Raw genomic sequence first — 17,562 nt, 5'->3', positions numbered from 1 at the left:
ATTTTTTCTCATGTTATTCACCATCCTTAATAAAAATATTATGGAGAACCTAACTAAAAAGCAAGTATTTTTTTGTCTGAATTCTTGGGTCCATTATACATGTTAAGGTTCAGCACTTCTATCCTTGTCACTAATATTTAACATAATACCATTTAAATACATCTCATGTTAAGGTTCAGCTTATCATAGACATATTTTTTAGCTTTACTTTTAATATTATTTAAATACATCTCATGTTAAGGTTCAACTTATTTATTTTATTTAAATGGGGACGGTTTTTTAGGATTTAAATACATCTCATGTTAAGGTTCAACAGACTTGCTAGAACTTCAATTACCCATGTACAAACATTTAAATACATCTCATGTTAAGGTTCAACAGAAGCAACTAGAAAAAGAATTAACAGATATGGACAATTTAAATACATCTCATGTTAAGGTTCAACTAAATGCTGTTGAGCAGATTGTATCTATGTTTTTGTATTTAAATACATCTCATGTTAAGGTTCAACGGATTATCTTTTGTAATTCTTATCTTGTCATTATCAATTTAAATACATCTCATGTTAAGGTTCAACTGAGATAGGAAGCAAATATATTGGGAAACAAATAAAATTTAAATACATCTCATGTTAAGGTTCAACTTACTACGGAGTTCGCCCCGCTTGTAATCTGCCATCATTTAAATACATCTCATGTTAAGGTTCAACGATAAAGAAAGATTATTCATTATGTTTTTATTGTCTATTTAAATACATCTCATGTTAAGGTTCAACTTCTTTTTTATTTCATTAATTTGCTTTCTTGTCTCATTTAAATACATCTCATGTTAAGGTTCAACAATTCTTCCTTACTATTGCAACCTCCATCTCCTTCATTTAAATACATCTCATGTTAAGGTTCAACTTTTGCCTATTGACGTAGATGATATTAAATTAATTTCATTTAAATACATCTCATGTTAAGGTTCAACTGTTGTGCAGGTGGAAGATGACATAATTTCAAACTAATTTAAATACATCTCATGTTAAGGTTCAACAGGCAGAAAAAGCCAGAAAAGAAAGAGAAGAAGCTTATTTAAATACATCTCATGTTAAGGTTCAACTCTAAAGCTATGCTTTACTGCCTTTACTTGTTTTATATTTAAATACATCTCATGTTAAGGTTCAACAGTCATACCAATACATATCAAATACTATCAGTATTCATTTAAATACATCTCATGTTAAGGTTCAACTGTGGATATAGAGAATTTTGAAACAAAGAAATATGTATTTAAATACATCTCATGTTAAGGTTCAACCTTAGTTTTACCCAAAAGTTATTTATTTTTCTTCTTATTTAAATACATCTCATGTTAAGGTTCAACAATCAAGGGGCAGACGGAAAAGGAGTAGCTCCTGCATTTAAATACATCTCATGTTAAGGTTCAACTATTTAATATAGTACATATTCTATCTAATGCTGTAAAATTTAAATACATCTCATGTTAAGGTTCAACTCATGGAGTACAGTTCACAGAATCAGACTTTAATTTATTTAAATACATCTCATGTTAAGGTTCAACGACTTCTACTTCTCTATCTATCTTCTCTTGTTTTAAATTTAAATACATCTCATGTTAAGGTTCAACTGCTTTATTCCCTTTGGGTAGACTTTATAAATCTAAATTTAAATACATCTCATGTTAAGGTTCAACAAGCAAGAGAAAAAAGGAAAGCCCCAGTATGTATATTTAAATACATCTCATGTTAAGGTTCAACTTGCAAATATCCCCAGCGAGTTTTCTTCTTTGACGGATTTAAATACATCTCATGTTAAGGTTCAACTATACAATATTTACCTGTAGAGTTAATATAAATATAATTTAAATACATCTCATGTTAAGGTTCAACATGATTTAGTCGTTTAAATAGAGGAGGATTTTAAGAATTTAAATACATCTCATGTTAAGGTTCAACCAAACCTAGTATCTCACTTATTCTTAGTCCACATTTATTTAAATACATCTCATGTTAAGGTTCAACCATACCTAGCGTACAAGTTAAACCTACAGCAAATACATTTAAATACATCTCATGTTAAGGTTCAACCTGTGTAAAATAGTCATTTTACATTTCTATTATATCCTTTGAAGTACTATAAATAAAGGATTTTAACGAAACTTTTCCAGTCGATTTTTATTATAGACAAATAAATAGTACAAGATTTATGGAGGCGTTGTAATCTAAGGGCTAGCAATAATTTCTTATTATTTGTAGGTTGGAAAACAGAAGATGTCTAATCAAATGAAGATTATAATTTGTACTTGAATTATAAAATGGGTATTATAAAAATTATAGATTATCAAAAATATTTTACGTTAAAATTGAATTGTTGAAGTGTTTTTTATTTATAAATCGTTGTATTATTGTAAGGCTAAAAAAGGCGGTGATGATTATTCAAGAAAATCAATTTGAAAAATATATTAAACAATATGAAGGTCTAGTCATTACCATCTGTTTTTCTTTTACAAAAAATTATTTTGATGCAGAAGATATAGCTCAGCAGACTTTTTTAACTGCCTATGAAAAATTAAATAAATTTGATGGAAAGAATTTCAAAGCATGGGTCGCAAAAATTGCAGTGAACAAATGCAGGGATTATATTAAAAGTCCTGTCAAAAAAATGGAGGATCTTACTTGCGAGGATTATAAATATATAGAGGATACGAAAAGCTCTCCTGAAGAAAATATGTTGAATAACTACAGTGACAGAAAAATATATAAGCTGTGCAGCAGATTAAAAGAACCTTACAAAACCGTAGCGGTAAATTATTTTTGTAAAGACATAAAGCTTTCAGATATGGCGAAAGATACGGGAGAGAATTTGAAAACACTTCAGACAAGATTATACAGATCAAAAAAACTTCTTAAAATTTTATGGAAGGAGGAGTTGATTTGAGTGATGATTTGTTTAATAGCAAGGGCCACATAAAAAATTCTGCTTTAAAAAAATTTAATGAGAGAAGTTTAAGTGATATAGAACTTGCTATTTTATCAGAGCATATAGGAAATTGTGAAAAATGTGCAGAAAAGCTGGCAGATAGTTTTGCTCAAGACGATTTTTTGAAAGTACCAGGTGGGTTTGAGGAGGAGATAAAAAATAAGATAAATAGAAAACATGAAAAGAGTAGGCAGTTTTTCTTCTACGCACTTAAGGTTTCAATGGCAGCCTGTATAGCACTTGTATTTGTCTTTTCCAGTGCTCTCAATTTTATGGCAAATACCGGAGTGAAGACAATGAAAATAAAATCACCTGAATTTACAGTGGTGAATTCCATAAATATGGAACTTGGAAATTTCACTAGCAAGATAATTGATATGGAGGTATTCGATAATGAAATCCAAAAAAAGTAATTTTTTAACTGTAGTTTTTTCTTTTCTGCCTGGCGCAGGACATATGTATATGGGGTTTATGAAAATGGGATTGTCAATTATGGCAGTATTTTTTACTGTGATATTTTTTTCTAGCTGGCTTAATATAGGACCACTTTTGTTCATTCTTCCACTAATATGGTTTTATTCATTTTTTGACTGTATAAACAAACAGAGTATGCCTCAGGAAGAATTTGAGCATATAGAGGACAATTATATATTTTCCATAGATAAATTGTTCGAGTGGGACAAAAGTTTATTTAAAAAGCAGAGATTATTTTTTGGTATACTGCTAATTTGCATGGGGATATACCTTATTTGGGACAATATAAGACCTATTATTGAGCCCTATATAGATTCGAGAATCTATGAGATCATAAGTAATTTCACAGGAATTGTCCCTCAGATGATTGTAGGTGTGGCTATAATTGTTATTGGAGTAAAACTTATTATGGGGAAGAAGAAAGAGGTTGATACAGATGATTAGGGGGAGAAGAGTTGGCACATTAACTTCAGGTATCATGCTCGTTATATTTGGGACAATGTTTTTGATAAGCAGCTTATTTAAAATGATAGATTATAGGTTTATAATGTCTTTCTGGCCAGTAATCTTGATTTCAATTGGAATAGAAATTATTGTCTCATATATTATAAATAAGAAAGAAAAAATGATGTATGATGCGGGGGCTATAATTATTGTAATAGTACTTTGTATTTTTGCTATGATTATGGGAGCTCTTCAGCTCGCCATTACAAGTTATCCTCAATTTAGGGTTGTATTTTAAAAATATAAGAAAATTTAGGCCTTTTATGATCAAGTTCATTTCATAAAGGGCTTTTTTATGGTGCTTATTTATGCTCCGTTTGGTAACTACTATTAAAATAATTAATATTAAAATTAAATATATTAATATATTTAAAAGTAATAAATAAAAAAATCAATATTTGTATTGAATATATAAATATTTCATGATATACTGTCTTTATAAAAGAGAAGGTGATTATTTGGCGTATAAAGTAATTGAAAAATGTCCGGTGTGTGAAGCAAAACTTTTGATTTCAAAACTTCATTGTCCAAAATGTGGCACTGTAATCGAAAATGATTTTGAAATGTCTAAATTTGAATATCTTACGAAAGATCAACTCAGATTCATAGAAATATTTTTAAAGAACAGAGGAAATATAAAAGATGTTGAAAAGGAGCTTGGTATATCCTATCCTACAGTGAGATCAAAATTGGATGAGGTGATAGAGGCCCTGGGATACAATGTGTCTCAGAATTCTAAGATTGACAAGAAAAAAATAGTAGATATGCTGGATAGAGGAGAAATAACTGCGGATCAAGCTATAAAGATGATGAACGAATAAATACGATATGAAAGGAAGGATTAGAAGGTGAATGAAGAAATAGCAAAAATATTGAAGATGGTAGAAGAAAGCAAGCTCACAGCAGATGAGGCACAGGAGCTTATAGAATCCTTGAAAGATAAAAATGCACAGCTTGTTGAAAGTACAGCGGCAAATTCCAATGAAGACATCATGGAAAAAATGTTGAGGATAAAAGTGAATTCTCATGAAGGGGACAATGTGAATGTGAAACTTCCAGTAAAATTTATAAAGATAATGCTAAAAACTGTTGGCAAGATTCCCATAAGTGACAGTGTTGAGGGAATGGAGAATATAGATCTGAATCTTATTTCAGAAGCCATAGACAATGGGCTTTCAGGAAAAATAGTGGATGTAAAAAGTGCAGATGGAGACATAGTAGAGGTAAGCATAGAATAGGAAGTGCAGCTCATGAGAGTTTATATAAGAACCGGGAACAAGAGGCTTGTAATTCCCTTACCGTTGATACTTGTCAAATTCGGACTGTCATTATTCAACAAGCCTTTTATAAAAAAATATGTTCCTGAAAAAGAAAGAAAATATGTGGATGTAATTGATTTTGGACAGCTTTCAAAATGTATTGGAGTTTTAAAAGATTACAGAGGGTTGAAAATTGTTGAAGTGAAGTCAAAAGACGGTACTGAAGTTGTGATAACACTGTAAATTGAATTGGGAGAGGTAAGTATGAAATATAATAGAAATTTACTATCGTATATGCTTGGAAGATTTATATCTTATACAGGTACTGGAATACAGCAGATAGCATTACCCCTTTATATTTTGGATGTGACCCATTCAGGAATAATGATGGGATTCTTTTCAGCAATAAATTTGATTCCTAATATTGTAGCTCTGCCCTTTGCAGGGATTTTAGGTGACAGAAAAAACAGAAAGAATGTAATGATGGTATCGGACTATGCTAGGGGTTGTTTTGTAATATTTTTAGGATATTTTGCCATGAGGGGCAGCTTGAATTTAGCTTTTTTGTTTACAGTACAGATATTTATTTCGATTATGGACAGTATTTTCAATGCTTCCTCAACGGCAATTCTCCCAGAGCTTGTGGAGGAAGATAAACTCATGAATGGAATAGCTGCCAGGGGAGGTATTGATGCGGTTTCCATGATCATAGGGCCAGCTCTTGGAGGAATTATATATGGGATTTTTGGAATAAAAGTGATATTTTATTTGAATGGATTATCATTTATTATATCTGGAATAAGTTGTACTCTTATAAATTATGAAAATAAAGACAGGAAATCCAAAGCACTTACCTTTAAATCATTTTTTACAGAAAACAGCGAAGTACTTTATTTTATAAAGAAAAACAAAGCACTGCTTCAATTATTCTCACTTGCCATGGTGACAAATTTCCTGGTGGCACCTTTATTGGACATAGTACTTCCCTATGTTATGAAGAAGGAAATAGGATTTACTTCACAGCAGTACGGTTATCTTATTTCATTCTTCACATTTGGAATACTGATAGGTAATATACTGATAGCCACATACCTTGTGAAATTCAGCAGAAAATTTATAATGAAGAACTCACTTGTACTTCAGACTATGATTTTATTTATGTTTCCAGTAGCTGTATTTCCCATTACTGTAAATTATCTAGGAGGGCATAGCCTGAAATTATTTATGCTTTTGACATGTATAATGTTCCTGGGAGGATTTTTCAATTCAGGATTGAACACACCTTTGAATACAAATCTTCAGGAAATTGTGCCAAATAAAATGCGTTCCAGATTTTTTTCAATACTTGGAGTATTTGGACAAGGTGCTATACCTCTGGGTTCCGTGATATATGGAGTTCTTCTTGACAAATTTCCCTACTATTATATACTGATTGTAGTAATGTCTGTGGTATTTGCAGTTACATTGGTATTTATGAAAAGAGCAGTACCGGAAGTTTACGAGCCTTAAAACCAGATATAACTAAATGATTTAAATGTCATTTCACAAAGATTAAAGTGGCTTATTAAAATCTTTACTATTCCTCTTCCTGCTCTTCTAAAAGCAAATCACAAAATTTTGAAACAAGTCTTATATTTTTATTATTACATTTGTTGAGTTTTTTAGCTATTTCATCTTTTAAATATTCATTAGAAGTATATATTGAATCTAATAGTATAAAATCAGGAGTTACTCCGAGAGAATTACAAATTTTTAGTAAAGTGTCAATGCTTGGTATAGAACGATCCCTTTCAATATTACTTATGTAATTATTTGAAAGACCAGTCATTTCAGCTAGCTGTTCCTGGGTAATTTTTTTCTTCTTTCTTGTTAATTTAATACGATTTCCCATTTTTTTATAATCTATTTTCATCTGCATCACCTATTCTGACTTTAGCTATTTTTAATAAAACATATAACAAATTACAAGTGTAAAATACACTTGTAATTGTATTAAAAAATGTGTATACTATAAAATATAATACATTTTTATGTATAAAATGATATATTATGAAAAATAAAAACAAGATTATTAAATTTTCGCGTGTACTTTTTTGAATAATAAGAGCGTATATTAGTATTTACTATATAACAAAATATATAAGTTTTATTTGCCTATTCCTTTTACTGTAATTACCTTAATTGGAATATTTCATATAATAATTTTACATGAGTAGGTGAATCAATTGTCAATAGAAGAACAGAGAAATTTCATATTGGATAATATCAATGGAATTATAGTAAAATGGGATATGAGCAGTAACAAATTCGCAGTTCCTAAGTTATGGGAAAGTATGACAGGATATGTTGTTTCTGAAGAGATTAATTTTTTTGGACAACTAAAAAAAATTATTTGTTCAGAAGATCTAGGAAAATTTATGAATGCTTTGAAAGAGAGTGTACATAAAAAGGCTGACTATTTTGAATGTGAATATAAAATTAGAACCAAGTCGGGAAAAATAAAATGGATGCTTCATAAAGGTAAAATTTTTGACTATAGTAAAGGACAGAGATTGATGATAAATTATATTTCAGATATTACTGATAAAAAGATATATGAGTCTGAGATAAGGTATCTGGCATATTATGATATTACAACCAATATTCCCAATAAATTGTTTATGACCGTTAAATTGAATAAATTTTTCAATAATGCAAGCTTAAAGAGCAAAAGGAACCTAGTATTGTTTTATATCTGTATATATAATTTTGAAAAAATAAAGGATGTATACAGGCAAGATTTTGAAGAAACTCTATTAAAAAAAGTATCAGATATATTTAAGAATAATTTAAATAATGAAATACTATGTAAAGTAGAGGATAGCAAATTTGCTATTATAGATTACAGCTGTGGAGATGTTGAAAAAGCAAGATTAAAAGCAGAATATTTTTTGAGCCTATTTAATAAAATGATGGAGATTGATGGAGAAAAAGTATCCATAGCATTGAATATTGGTATTTCTTTTTATACTGATGGTGTGATAAATGGCGATAAAATGATGAGAAATTCAGATATGGCTCTTATGAAGGCTAAAAAACTTGGGAAAAATCAATATGAGTTTTATGAGGAAAAGATGAATGTTGAAATTATGGATAGAGTGAAAATTGAAAATGATCTTGTAAAAGCCATAGTTAATAAAGAATTTATTTTGTATTATCAGCCTCAAGTTGATATTGACAAAATGGAAATCTACGGATTAGAAGCATTGATAAGGTGGAATTATAATGGAACTATAAAATTTCCTTCTTATTTTATAGATATTGTGGAACAGAATGGAATGATAAATGAAATAGGCAAATTTGTGCTATATGAAGCTTTTGTACAGGCTAAAAGATGCAATGATTTAGGATATGAAAAAATCTACATGTCTGTAAATATATCAAAGAAGCAGCTTGAGGAAGATTCATTTTTGGATTTTGTAGATTTTGTCTTAAAGAATACTGGAATAAAAGCAAATTATATCTGCTTTGAAATTACTGAGAGAATATTAATTGATCTATCTGAAAAAATGTTGAGTGTACTTTCTAAAATAAAAGATATGGGAATAAAAATATTTATAGATGATTTTGGAACGAAATATTCTTCGTTAAACTATTTAAAGGATTTACCAATTGATGGTATTAAAATAGATAAATCCTTTATTTGTAATATACAAAACTGTGAAAAAAGTAAGATGATTTTAAAAAGCATTGTAAATTTGGCGGGAGATTTGAATATTGAAGTGATAGCAGAGGGGGTAGAAACATATGAACAGTTAAAATTTTTAAAAAGCATTAAGTGTAATAAAATGCAGGGATATATATTTAGCAGACCAGTAGATTCTGAAAAGTTAATTAAGAACTTGAAAAATTCATATGAGATTTGGGATAATATTAGTGAATCATATAATAAGGAGAATTAATATGAAATTTTTAGAAAACGTGAGAATGAAAACAAAGCTATCATTATGTTTTGGAATTATGGTTATAATAATTGCCGCTATAGGTGTCGTAGGGATACTGTCATTTTCCTATAAGGGTGTTGTTACTACTCTATTGATTATAGTTGGAATTGTATTTGCAGTGATATTTCAGCTTTTTATACCCAGGGACATAAATGAATCCATAGTAAAAATGGTAAATCTTGCAGAAAGCCTATCCAAATTTGATTTAACCCGTGATTATAAAATTGATAGAAATGATGAATTTGGAAAGGCATTTAGAGCTATGGAAAAAGCTCAGGGAAATCTGAGAAATTTTATAAAAGAAATTGAAGAAAATTCCCAGCATATGAGTAGTTCAAGTCAGGAGCTTTCTGCTGTAGCTGAAGAGTTATCTGCAAAGGCTGAGGATGTAGATAACTCCATCACCGGTGTGGCAACTGGTATTGAAGGAAACAGTGCAGCTGCAGAAGAGATAACAGCTTCTGTGGAGGAAGTGAATTCGAGTATAAATGAACTTTCTCAAAAAGCATTGGAAGGAAGTAATAATGCAAATGAATTTAAGAAGAGAGCTTCGACTGCAAGAAAAGAAGGAAAAGATGCTGTGGAAGAATCACATGAATTATATGAAAGTAAAGCAAATAATGTTATTAAAGCTATAGAGGATGGAAAAGTGGTAGAAAATATAAAAGTTATGGCAGACACTATTGCAAGTATAGCTGAACAGACTAATCTTCTTGCACTGAATGCTTCTATAGAATCAGCCAGAGCAGGAGAACAGGGAAAAGGATTTGCAGTGGTGGCAGATGAAGTTGGAAAATTGGCAGAGCAGTCTTCAAAAGCTGTAGTTGGAATTCAAGATACTATAGTAAAGGTTCAAGAAGCTTTTAGAAACCTTGCACAGTATAGTAAAGATGTGCTAAAATTTGTAAATGAAAATGTAAGCAGCAGATTTGAAAACTTTGAGGAATTGGGAAGCAAATATTACGAGGATGCAGAGTTTTTAAGCAAAATGTCCGATGAAATGGCATCCATGTCAGAAGAACTTGCGGCAACGGTGAATCAGGTAAGTGAAGCTGTTCAAAGCATGGCAAATACATCACAGCAGTCTTCGGGTCATGTAGAATCAATAAAGTCCAGTGTAGATGAAACTACAAAAGCAATAGAACAAGTAGCATTTACTGCTCAGACTCAGGCTGATCTCGCCCAGAAGCTGAATAAAATGTTGTTAAAATTTAAGGTATAAGAGAGTATGGAGCGGATTATCAATACACTAAATAGTACAAAAGAAACTTTATTTAAGAATTACTATGAATAATATTTTTTATATATTCTTTATAGTAATTTTTTATATTCATTGACAAATCGTATAATTTAATGATATATATGAAGACAGGTGTGTCCGAAGATACTTTCTTCATATGTAAAAGGAGGTAAATATGCTTGAAATAAAAAATGTAAGTAAGAAATTCAAGGAGGTAAAAGCTGTAGATAGTTTGTCTTTCAGTGCCAATGAAGGAGAGATAGTGGGACTTTTGGGCGAAAATGGTGCAGGAAAAACCACAACTTTAAGGATGATTTCTACAATGTTGAAACCAAGCGGTGGAACTATAGTGGTAAATGGATATGATGTGATTGAGGAACCTTCGAAGGTCAGAGGAGAAATAGGAATTCTGTTTGGAGGAGAAGTTGGGATATACGATAGATTATCGGCCCGGGAAAATATAGAATATTTTGGAAGACTATATGGGATGTCACAGGAAAAAATAGACAAAAGGATAACTGAATTGACAAGAGATCTTGAGATGTCGGAATATATAGACAGAAAAGCTGGTAAATTTTCAAGGGGTATGAAGCAGAAGGTGTCCATAGCACGGGCTATAATACATTCTCCAAAAGTGATGTTATTTGATGAGCCAAGCACTGGATTAGATGTTTCTGCAGCTAGGGTCATACATGAATTTATTTTTAAATGCAAAAGTGAAAACAAGATAATTCTGCTGTCCTCCCATTCTATGGCAGAAGTTGAAAAACTCTGTGACAGAGTTGTAATAATTCATAAGGGTAAGCTTGTAGAACAGGGAACTGTGGAATATTTAAAATCAAAGTATAATAGTGGCAACATGGAGGAGATATTTATGAAACTGGTGGGAGGCGATATACATGAATAATTTCTGGATAATCTTAAAAAAGGAACTTACAGATATTTTCAGGGACAGGAAAACTCTTATATTTACAATACTTCTTCCCATTATAATGTATCCTGCCATGTTTAAGATAATAGACTTTACTATGAAAGACACCACAGAATCCGTTCAGAAAAACATAACCATTGCCTATAGGGGAAATGAAAATTCTTCAATTTATAAGATGTTAGAAAATATGAAGAATATAACAATAGATAACAGTGGAAATGCAGACGAAAAACTTAAAAAGGGTGATATATCCCTTATAATAAATGTGCCTGTGGACTTTGATTCGAAAGTTGCAGCTGAAGGTAAAACGGATGTCAAAATAATATATGATCAGGATTCAAATAAATCTTCCATGGCATCCTCCATGATAAAGGATATTTTTGATAAATACAGTAAATCTGTTGTTGATGGAAGACTTCAGGCAAAAGGCATCAGCAGCCAGGTATTGACTCCTTTTGAAGTAAAGGAAGAAGCTCTAAGTAAAAGGGACAATAATCCCATAGCTTTTGGTATTTTAAGTGTACTGCCAACACTGCTTATTATTTTTATGATAAGTCCTACTATAGGAATAGCAGCGGATCTGGTGGCAGGTGAAAAAGAAAGGGGAACTTTTGAACCTCTTTTGTCGACATCCGTGGGAAGAATGTCTATATTTTGGGGGAAACTTATGGCTATTTCATCTGTGGCACTTATTACACTGATAGTTACATTAGCTTCCATGGTAGGTTCCATGCTTTACATATTTTCAGATGGAGGAGGAGTTACAATTTCAATAGGTGCCTTTGTAGTCATGGGAGTGGTATCTGTATTTGTACTCATAGCGCTAAGCTCAATTGAAATATCTATAAGCATATTTGCCCGTTCCATGAAGGAAGCCAATACTTATCTTGGAGGGTTTATAGTACCTGTTATGATTTTGACATATATACCATTTATGATGGACGCCAAAACTATAGGAATTTTATTTTTTAATATTCCCATAGTTAATGCAGTGGCAGTTATGAAAGAAGCCATTGCGGGAATATTTAGTCCTGTACATATCTCCATAGTACTGGGATGGCACGTTGTATATGTGATAGCCACTATATTTTTGGCAAAAGTCATGTTTTCCAAGGAAGAAGTTGTATTTAGATCCTGATAATTAGTACAATGAGCAATTTGTAATTGATAATGAACAGAGAAAGCAGGGAAAATTTTCGGTAACAACTGAAAATCTTCCCTGCTTTATATACATGCACTTTGAGCTCTGATACTTGAATATAATTATTCTTTTATTCTTTCATCTTAAGGCCTCTGTAACGGTTTATCGCCCCACAGAGCTCATATTTTCTAGGAAGTGCCAGATTTCCGGGATGGCCTGTATGAGGTGATAGAAAATCCAACCCCGAAGTTTCTATTTGACGAAACAATGCATCTGCAACTTGTGAAATTGACGTCTTGTCATTTATCAGTTTACTTGAAATAAAATCGAGCATCAATGCTATGCAGTTGGTCTGACTGCTGTCTATAAGCTGTTCGAGAGCCGAAAGATCTATAGATGATCTACCATAGAGAACTATATGCTTTCCCTTGGCCTTTATCTTAAATGATCTTCCTGTATGGGCAAAACTGGATTTTAGAGGTATTCGGGGAGTTATATCTCCAAAAATGGTTTCACCTGATTTTTCTCTTTTATATCCAGAACTATCTGCAATATTTTTAGCTTGCTCTGTAACCTCTTTTGGGATGTATTCATCCATCATGATTATATGGTCTGCCACGTCAAAATAATCTCCAGATCCACCTACAATCAATATAGTCGAAACCTTGTACTGGTGGTATAGCTGGCGAATTTTGTCTATAAAAGGGGTAATGGGCTCCTTATCCTTTGAAACGAGTTTCTGCATGCGCCCATCCCTTATCATGAAATTTGTGGCGGAAGTATCTTCATCTATCAATAAGAGCTTGCTTCCACATTCCAGAGCTTCCATCACATTTGCTGCCTGAGAGGTGCTTCCGCTGGCATTATCCGTGGAGAATTTCAAGGTGTCCTTATTGTTTGGAAGATTGTTTATAAAGGGACTGATATTTACCTTTTCCACTCTGCGGCCGTCTTCTGCACGTATTTTAACAGCATCATTTCTGGTTATTACGTATTCCCGGCCGTCGCCTGGAATATGGTTGTATATTCCAAGTTCAAGGGCTTTTAAAAGTGTGGATTTTCCATGATATCCACCTCCTACAATTAAGGTTATGCCTTCTGGAATTCCCATTCCCTTTATTGTACCGTGATTTGGAAGAGACAATTCTATTTCAAGGCTTTCAGGACTTTTAAAGGGAACTGCACCTGCCTCTTTTAACGGTCTGTCGGATATTCCGTTTTCCCTTGGTAAAATGGCTCCGTTGGCGATAAAAGCTATAAGACCTTTTTTGTTTAATTCTTCTCTGATAAATTCTTGATCGAGTATTAGATCAATTTGTTTTTTTAATTTGGTTCCATTTATGTTTTTAAAAAGCAGTGATGAATTTACAATTCCGGGGAGTATATCGAAAAAAATTTCAACGGCGGATTTACCGCGAATTCTTCGCCCGGAAGCGGGCAGTTCAACTTCAAATCTGGCTTCAATATGATCCTGCTTTATGACTGCAGATGTTCTCTCCAGCATCTCCTGCCCACAGGTGTCTATGGATAGAAATGTACTTAACTTTTTTATATTTGGAGCTCCATTGAAATTTTTAATATTGTGTGAAAAAGTTCTTGTCAAAAAGTCGGATACTGCTATTATTTTATATTTTGAATTCAAAAATTCTTCAGGGAAACCTGCTTCCTTTCTGGACATGATTATACGTGCTTTCGATGGTGGGGCGAAGGGATCCGACTGGACGTGATCCACAGAAAGTACGTATTTCCCAAAATTGTATTCACCTCTTAATTCCTTGTAGGCAGAATAACCTCTTCCATCTATTGATAATAGCAATTGCTGAAGTTCACGATAATTTTTCAAAATAGTTCCTCCTCTTGTATTTTCCAATGGTAATTTGCAAATTTTGCATTTTACAATATAATATGATAACATAATTTCAGGACTAAAGGTAGAGAGGTTTTTAAAATGGACTTGATTAAATCTTATGGAAAGTATATAAAAAAAAGTGTAGATAATCCTTCTAAGGCATTTAATTTATTAAAATTTGGATTTTCTTTTGAAAAATTTTTAGTTTCAAAATTTAGGGATAAGAAGATACCTCCTTCTCTTAATTATTTAAATCAACTCTGCGTTGATTTTATACTTAACCCCCTTAAAAATCCTGACAATTCAGCTTTTGTTACCATATTTTCACCTGTTGAAATATTTTATGCCATGGGTATAAATCCATTTTTAATTGAAGGATTTTCTTCCTTCCTTTCAGGTACCCAATGTGAGGATGTGTTTATAGACTGTGCTGAGAGATCAGGTATTTCCGACACCCTCTGCAGTTATCACAAGGCATTTATAGGGGCCGTAGAGGAGGAAGTTATTCCAAAACCAAGATTTTCCCTAACCTCCTCTATGATATGTGATGGCAATCTTAATACCATAAGGTTTGTTTCTCATAAGTACAACATACCCTATTATTATTTAGATATACCCTATGAATATAATGAGGATACGGAAGCATATGTGGTGGGACAGCTCCATGAAATAGTGGAATTTATCCAGGATATAATGAAATTAAAATTTGATGAGGATAAATTTAAAGAAGTGATAAAAATTGAGAATAGCACTAAAGTATATATGCGTAAATTTTACGAGAGACTTAAATACAAGTATTTTCCAAATACTCTTACACTGGAGATGTACAAATTATTTGCATCTCATCTTGGAATAGGCAGGGCAGAAATACTGAATTTTTATAAAATGCAGGCTGAGGATATAGAAAAATATCCTGATTATAGTGGAAAAAGGGTGTTGTGGAGCCATATCATGCCTTTTTACAGTGAAACACTAAAAAGTTATCTTAACCTGAATCCTGATTGTCAACTTCTTGCCTGTGATTATAATTTAGATAATTTGGATGAGATGGATTATAATCATCCATTTGAGGCTTTGGCTAGAAAATTCCTCAAAAACAGGCTCAATGGTCCTTTCCAGAGGAAAATACAAAACATAATGAAGATGACCCGAGATTTTAATGCCAGCGGCGTCATAAATTTGTGTTCTTTTGGGTGTAAAGAGTGCAGTGGTGGTACAATGCTTTTAAAGCAGGCTTTAAAACAGAAAAATATACCTTATCTATCTATAGATGGAGACGGTGTAGACAGACGAAATGCCCATGAAGGTCAAATTAAGACCAGAGTTGAAGCATTTATGGAAATACTGAGCAATAGACAGAAGGTGGCAAAGTGATAGGTTATGTATGTAAATACACTCCAATTCATATTATAAGTTCTTTTGGGCAGGAAGCAGTAAAAATTGCTCCCCGTGTTTCCGGATTTAACAGGGCTGAAACTCTGATGCATCCCAATATATGCACTTATGCAAAGGCAGTACTTGAGGAGTGTATTGATTCGGGAATCTGTAATTTAGTACTTGTAAACTGCTGTGACAGTATTAAACGATTGTACGATGTGGCTAAAAGCACAGCTGAATTTAAATATGTATACCTTATAGATGTTCCAAGAAAAAGAAATAGGGCCTCTGATCTCATTATGAAAAATGAAATGATGAAATTTATAAGGTCAATGGAAAAATTTACAGGAAAAAAGTTTGACAGGGGTAAATTTATAGAATTGGTCAATACCAGAAAAGATGAGATACATAAAAAATCAGCGGGTATCAAAATTGCGCTTATGGGTTCCAGAATAAAGAGTTCTACCCTCAGACAAATTGAAGAAGCCGGTGCTTCTGTGGATTTTGATTTTACCTGTACGGGAAATTTTACAAAATCAACTGTACTTGAAAAAGATGAGGACTTCCTATTGAGCTATGCTTCTTTTTTATTGAATTCATTTCCCTGCATGAGAATGGTGGACAATAGGGATAGAATTAGGGTTTTATCTGAAAATTCAGGTGAGCTAGATGGCATAATATATCATACCACAAAATTTTGTGATGCCTATTCTTTTGAATATGCTGTATTAAAAAAATCAATTTCCATACCTATGCTGAAAATAGAGACCGATTATACAGAAAAGGGGAATGGACAGATGAAAACCAGAATAGAGGCTTTTGTTGAGACAATCAAGTCAAAGAATACACAACATAGAGGAAATTATGGTGCCAATATAAAGGATGATATTTTAGTCGCAGGCATAGACAGCGGTTCCACATCCACAAATGTTGCTATAATGGATAAAAACAGAGAAATACTTTCTTATTCAATAGTCAGAACTGGTGCCAAAAGTCAGAGAGGGGCAGAAAAGGCCATGAAAGAAGCTCTGAAAAAATTAGGAATAGAACGTGACAGGCTTTCCAGAATAATTTCCACGGGATATGGACGTGTAAGCATTCCCTTTGCAGATAGAGAAATAACTGAAATAACATGTCACGGAAAGGCAGCTTATTTTCTGAATAATGAGATTAGAACCATAATTGATATAGGAGGGCAGGACAGTAAGGTCATAAGGCTGGATGATGGGGGAAAAGTGATGGATTTTGCCATGAATGACAAATGTGCGGCAGGTACGGGAAGGTTTCTCGAGATGATGAGCCGCACTCTGGAAGTTCCATTAGATGAAATGGGAAAAAGATCCTTGAATTGGAAGGAAGATATAGATATAACAAGTATGTGCACTGTGTTTGCGGAGTCTGAGGTTGTATCGCTTATTGCGCAGAATAAGGAAATACCGGATATAATTCATGGACTGAATAAGTCAGTTGCAACAAAGACACTTTCTCTTGCAAACAGAGTTGGCAAAAAAGAAGCTTATATGATGACCGGGGGAGTTGCCAAAAATATAGGTGTGGTGAAATGTCTCGAAGAAAAGCTTGGCAGCAAAATATTTATACCACAGGAACCGCAGATAGTGGGTGCTGTAGGGGCAGCGCTCATAGCCCTGGAAAGCATTTAATCGAAGTTGTATGGGAATTTTATAAAAAATCATAAATTATGCAAATAAGCACCGGTACCTATGTATCAGATGCTTTTTTCTGCTGATTTCAATATCATGTATCTTTTAATTGGGCAATAATGTCAGGGGTAAAATCCATTGCAAAACAGTAAAATAACT

Annotated in this window: 16 protein-coding genes and 1 CRISPR repeat array; of the genes, 14 read left to right on the top strand and 2 right to left on the bottom strand. The window is 32.5% G+C overall.

Features of this window, described 5'->3' with window-relative positions:
* Positions 1-150: 150 nt before the first annotated feature.
* Positions 151-2,092: a CRISPR direct-repeat array (repeat unit 30 nt; unit sequence ATTTAAATACATCTCATGTTAAGGTTCAAC).
* Positions 2,093-2,429: 337 nt separating this feature from the next.
* The 8 genes from LN736_RS14765 (at position 2,430) to LN736_RS14730 (ending at position 6,730) form a co-directional block, all read left to right on the top strand.
* Positions 2,430-2,942, top strand: coding sequence for a sigma-70 family RNA polymerase sigma factor (locus LN736_RS14765; protein ID WP_229981838.1), 513 nt, complete (start codon positions 2,430-2,432; stop codon positions 2,940-2,942).
* Entirely contained in the window at positions 2,939-3,397 is a 459-nt protein-coding gene (locus LN736_RS14760; RefSeq protein WP_150358593.1) for a hypothetical protein, read from the top strand. Before LN736_RS14765 ends, LN736_RS14760 begins: the two co-directional genes overlap by 4 nt.
* Entirely contained in the window at positions 3,378-3,902 is a 525-nt protein-coding gene (locus LN736_RS14755; protein WP_150358594.1) for a flagellar type III secretion system protein FlhB, read from the top strand. The genes LN736_RS14760 and LN736_RS14755 overlap by 20 nt, the downstream gene beginning before the upstream one ends.
* Positions 3,895-4,200 carry a LiaI-LiaF-like domain-containing protein gene (locus LN736_RS14750; protein ID WP_150358595.1) on the top strand — a complete coding sequence of 102 codons (306 nt, stop codon included), beginning with the start codon at positions 3,895-3,897 and terminating at the stop codon, positions 4,198-4,200. The genes LN736_RS14755 and LN736_RS14750 overlap by 8 nt, the downstream gene beginning before the upstream one ends.
* A gap of 220 nt (positions 4,201-4,420) precedes the next feature.
* A complete protein-coding gene (locus tag LN736_RS14745) occupies positions 4,421-4,783 on the top strand; it encodes a DUF2089 domain-containing protein (protein ID WP_229981837.1) in 363 nt (120 codons plus the stop codon).
* A gap of 27 nt (positions 4,784-4,810) precedes the next feature.
* Complete coding sequence (locus LN736_RS14740) at positions 4,811-5,200, top strand: SHOCT-like domain-containing protein (protein WP_229981836.1); 390 nt, start codon at positions 4,811-4,813, stop codon at positions 5,198-5,200.
* Between the two features lie 12 nt (positions 5,201-5,212).
* Positions 5,213-5,464 carry a hypothetical protein gene (locus LN736_RS14735; RefSeq protein WP_150358825.1) on the top strand — a complete coding sequence of 84 codons (252 nt, stop codon included), beginning with the start codon at positions 5,213-5,215 and terminating at the stop codon, positions 5,462-5,464.
* 21 nt (positions 5,465-5,485) lie between these two features.
* Positions 5,486-6,730: an MFS transporter gene (locus tag LN736_RS14730; RefSeq protein ID WP_150358824.1), complete on the top strand. Its 1,245-nt coding sequence runs from the start codon at positions 5,486-5,488 to the stop codon at positions 6,728-6,730.
* A 67-nt stretch (positions 6,731-6,797) separates the two neighbouring features.
* Here LN736_RS14730 and LN736_RS14725 read toward each other — a convergent pair whose 3' ends face one another.
* A complete protein-coding gene (locus LN736_RS14725; RefSeq protein WP_150358823.1) occupies positions 6,798-7,133 on the bottom strand; it encodes a helix-turn-helix domain-containing protein in 336 nt (111 codons plus the stop codon).
* A gap of 313 nt (positions 7,134-7,446) precedes the next feature.
* Here LN736_RS14725 and LN736_RS14720 point away from each other — a divergent pair, with 313 nt between their 5' ends.
* The 4 genes from LN736_RS14720 to LN736_RS14705 all read left to right on the top strand — a co-directional run bounded on the left by LN736_RS14720 (position 7,447) and on the right by LN736_RS14705 (position 12,513).
* On the top strand, positions 7,447-9,162 hold the full coding sequence (locus LN736_RS14720) for a bifunctional diguanylate cyclase/phosphodiesterase (RefSeq protein ID WP_229981835.1): 1,716 nt from the start codon (positions 7,447-7,449) through the stop codon (positions 9,160-9,162).
* Position 9,163: 1 nt separating this feature from the next.
* A complete protein-coding gene (locus tag LN736_RS14715) occupies positions 9,164-10,426 on the top strand; it encodes a methyl-accepting chemotaxis protein (protein ID WP_229981834.1) in 1,263 nt (420 codons plus the stop codon).
* A gap of 193 nt (positions 10,427-10,619) precedes the next feature.
* The gene (locus LN736_RS14710; protein ID WP_179977484.1) at positions 10,620-11,351 is read left to right on the top strand and encodes an ABC transporter ATP-binding protein; all 732 of its coding nucleotides are present in this window, start codon (positions 10,620-10,622) and stop codon (positions 11,349-11,351) included.
* Positions 11,344-12,513, top strand: coding sequence for an ABC transporter permease (locus LN736_RS14705; protein ID WP_150357866.1), 1,170 nt, complete (start codon positions 11,344-11,346; stop codon positions 12,511-12,513). Before LN736_RS14710 ends, LN736_RS14705 begins: the two co-directional genes overlap by 8 nt.
* Before the next feature lie 133 nt (positions 12,514-12,646).
* Here LN736_RS14705 and LN736_RS14700 read toward each other — a convergent pair whose 3' ends face one another.
* Complete coding sequence (locus LN736_RS14700; RefSeq protein WP_229981833.1) at positions 12,647-14,359, bottom strand: ABC-ATPase domain-containing protein; 1,713 nt, start codon at positions 14,357-14,359, stop codon at positions 12,647-12,649.
* 105 nt (positions 14,360-14,464) lie between these two features.
* On the opposite strand from LN736_RS14700, the gene LN736_RS14695 reads away from it, so the two are divergent.
* Both LN736_RS14695 and LN736_RS19150 read left to right on the top strand, forming a co-directional pair.
* Complete coding sequence (locus tag LN736_RS14695; protein WP_150357868.1) at positions 14,465-15,739, top strand: 2-hydroxyacyl-CoA dehydratase subunit D; 1,275 nt, start codon at positions 14,465-14,467, stop codon at positions 15,737-15,739.
* A complete protein-coding gene (locus tag LN736_RS19150; RefSeq protein WP_229981832.1) occupies positions 15,736-17,403 on the top strand; it encodes an acyl-CoA dehydratase activase in 1,668 nt (555 codons plus the stop codon). The genes LN736_RS14695 and LN736_RS19150 overlap by 4 nt, the downstream gene beginning before the upstream one ends.
* Positions 17,404-17,562: the final 159 nt, after the last annotated feature.

The sequence above is a fragment of the Clostridium aromativorans genome, assembly GCF_020908015.1.
GTDB classification, from domain to species: domain Bacteria; phylum Bacillota; class Clostridia; order Clostridiales; family Clostridiaceae; genus Clostridium_B; species Clostridium_B aromativorans.
The sequence above is the reverse complement of the archived record's forward strand: the minus strand, read 5'-3'. Positions and strand labels throughout refer to the sequence as shown.

Bases quoted from the DNA above. Each gene is read 5' to 3' on its own strand.
- LN736_RS14715 (WP_229981834.1), top strand. From the start codon at position 9,164: ATGAAATTTTTAGAAAACGTGAGAATGAAAACAAAGCTATCATTATGT.
- LN736_RS14730 (WP_150358824.1), top strand. From the start codon at position 5,486: ATGAAATATAATAGAAATTTACTATCGTATATGCTTGGAAGATTTATA.
- LN736_RS14725 (WP_150358823.1), bottom strand. From the start codon at position 7,133: ATGAAAATAGATTATAAAAAAATGGGAAATCGTATTAAATTAACAAGA.
- LN736_RS14695 (WP_150357868.1), top strand. From the start codon at position 14,465: ATGGACTTGATTAAATCTTATGGAAAGTATATAAAAAAAAGTGTAGAT.
- LN736_RS14710 (WP_179977484.1), top strand. From the start codon at position 10,620: ATGCTTGAAATAAAAAATGTAAGTAAGAAATTCAAGGAGGTAAAAGCT.
- LN736_RS14750 (WP_150358595.1), top strand. From the start codon at position 3,895: ATGATTAGGGGGAGAAGAGTTGGCACATTAACTTCAGGTATCATGCTC.
- LN736_RS14705 (WP_150357866.1), top strand. From the start codon at position 11,344: ATGAATAATTTCTGGATAATCTTAAAAAAGGAACTTACAGATATTTTC.
- LN736_RS14735 (WP_150358825.1), top strand. From the start codon at position 5,213: ATGAGAGTTTATATAAGAACCGGGAACAAGAGGCTTGTAATTCCCTTA.
- LN736_RS14755 (WP_150358594.1), top strand. From the start codon at position 3,378: ATGAAATCCAAAAAAAGTAATTTTTTAACTGTAGTTTTTTCTTTTCTG.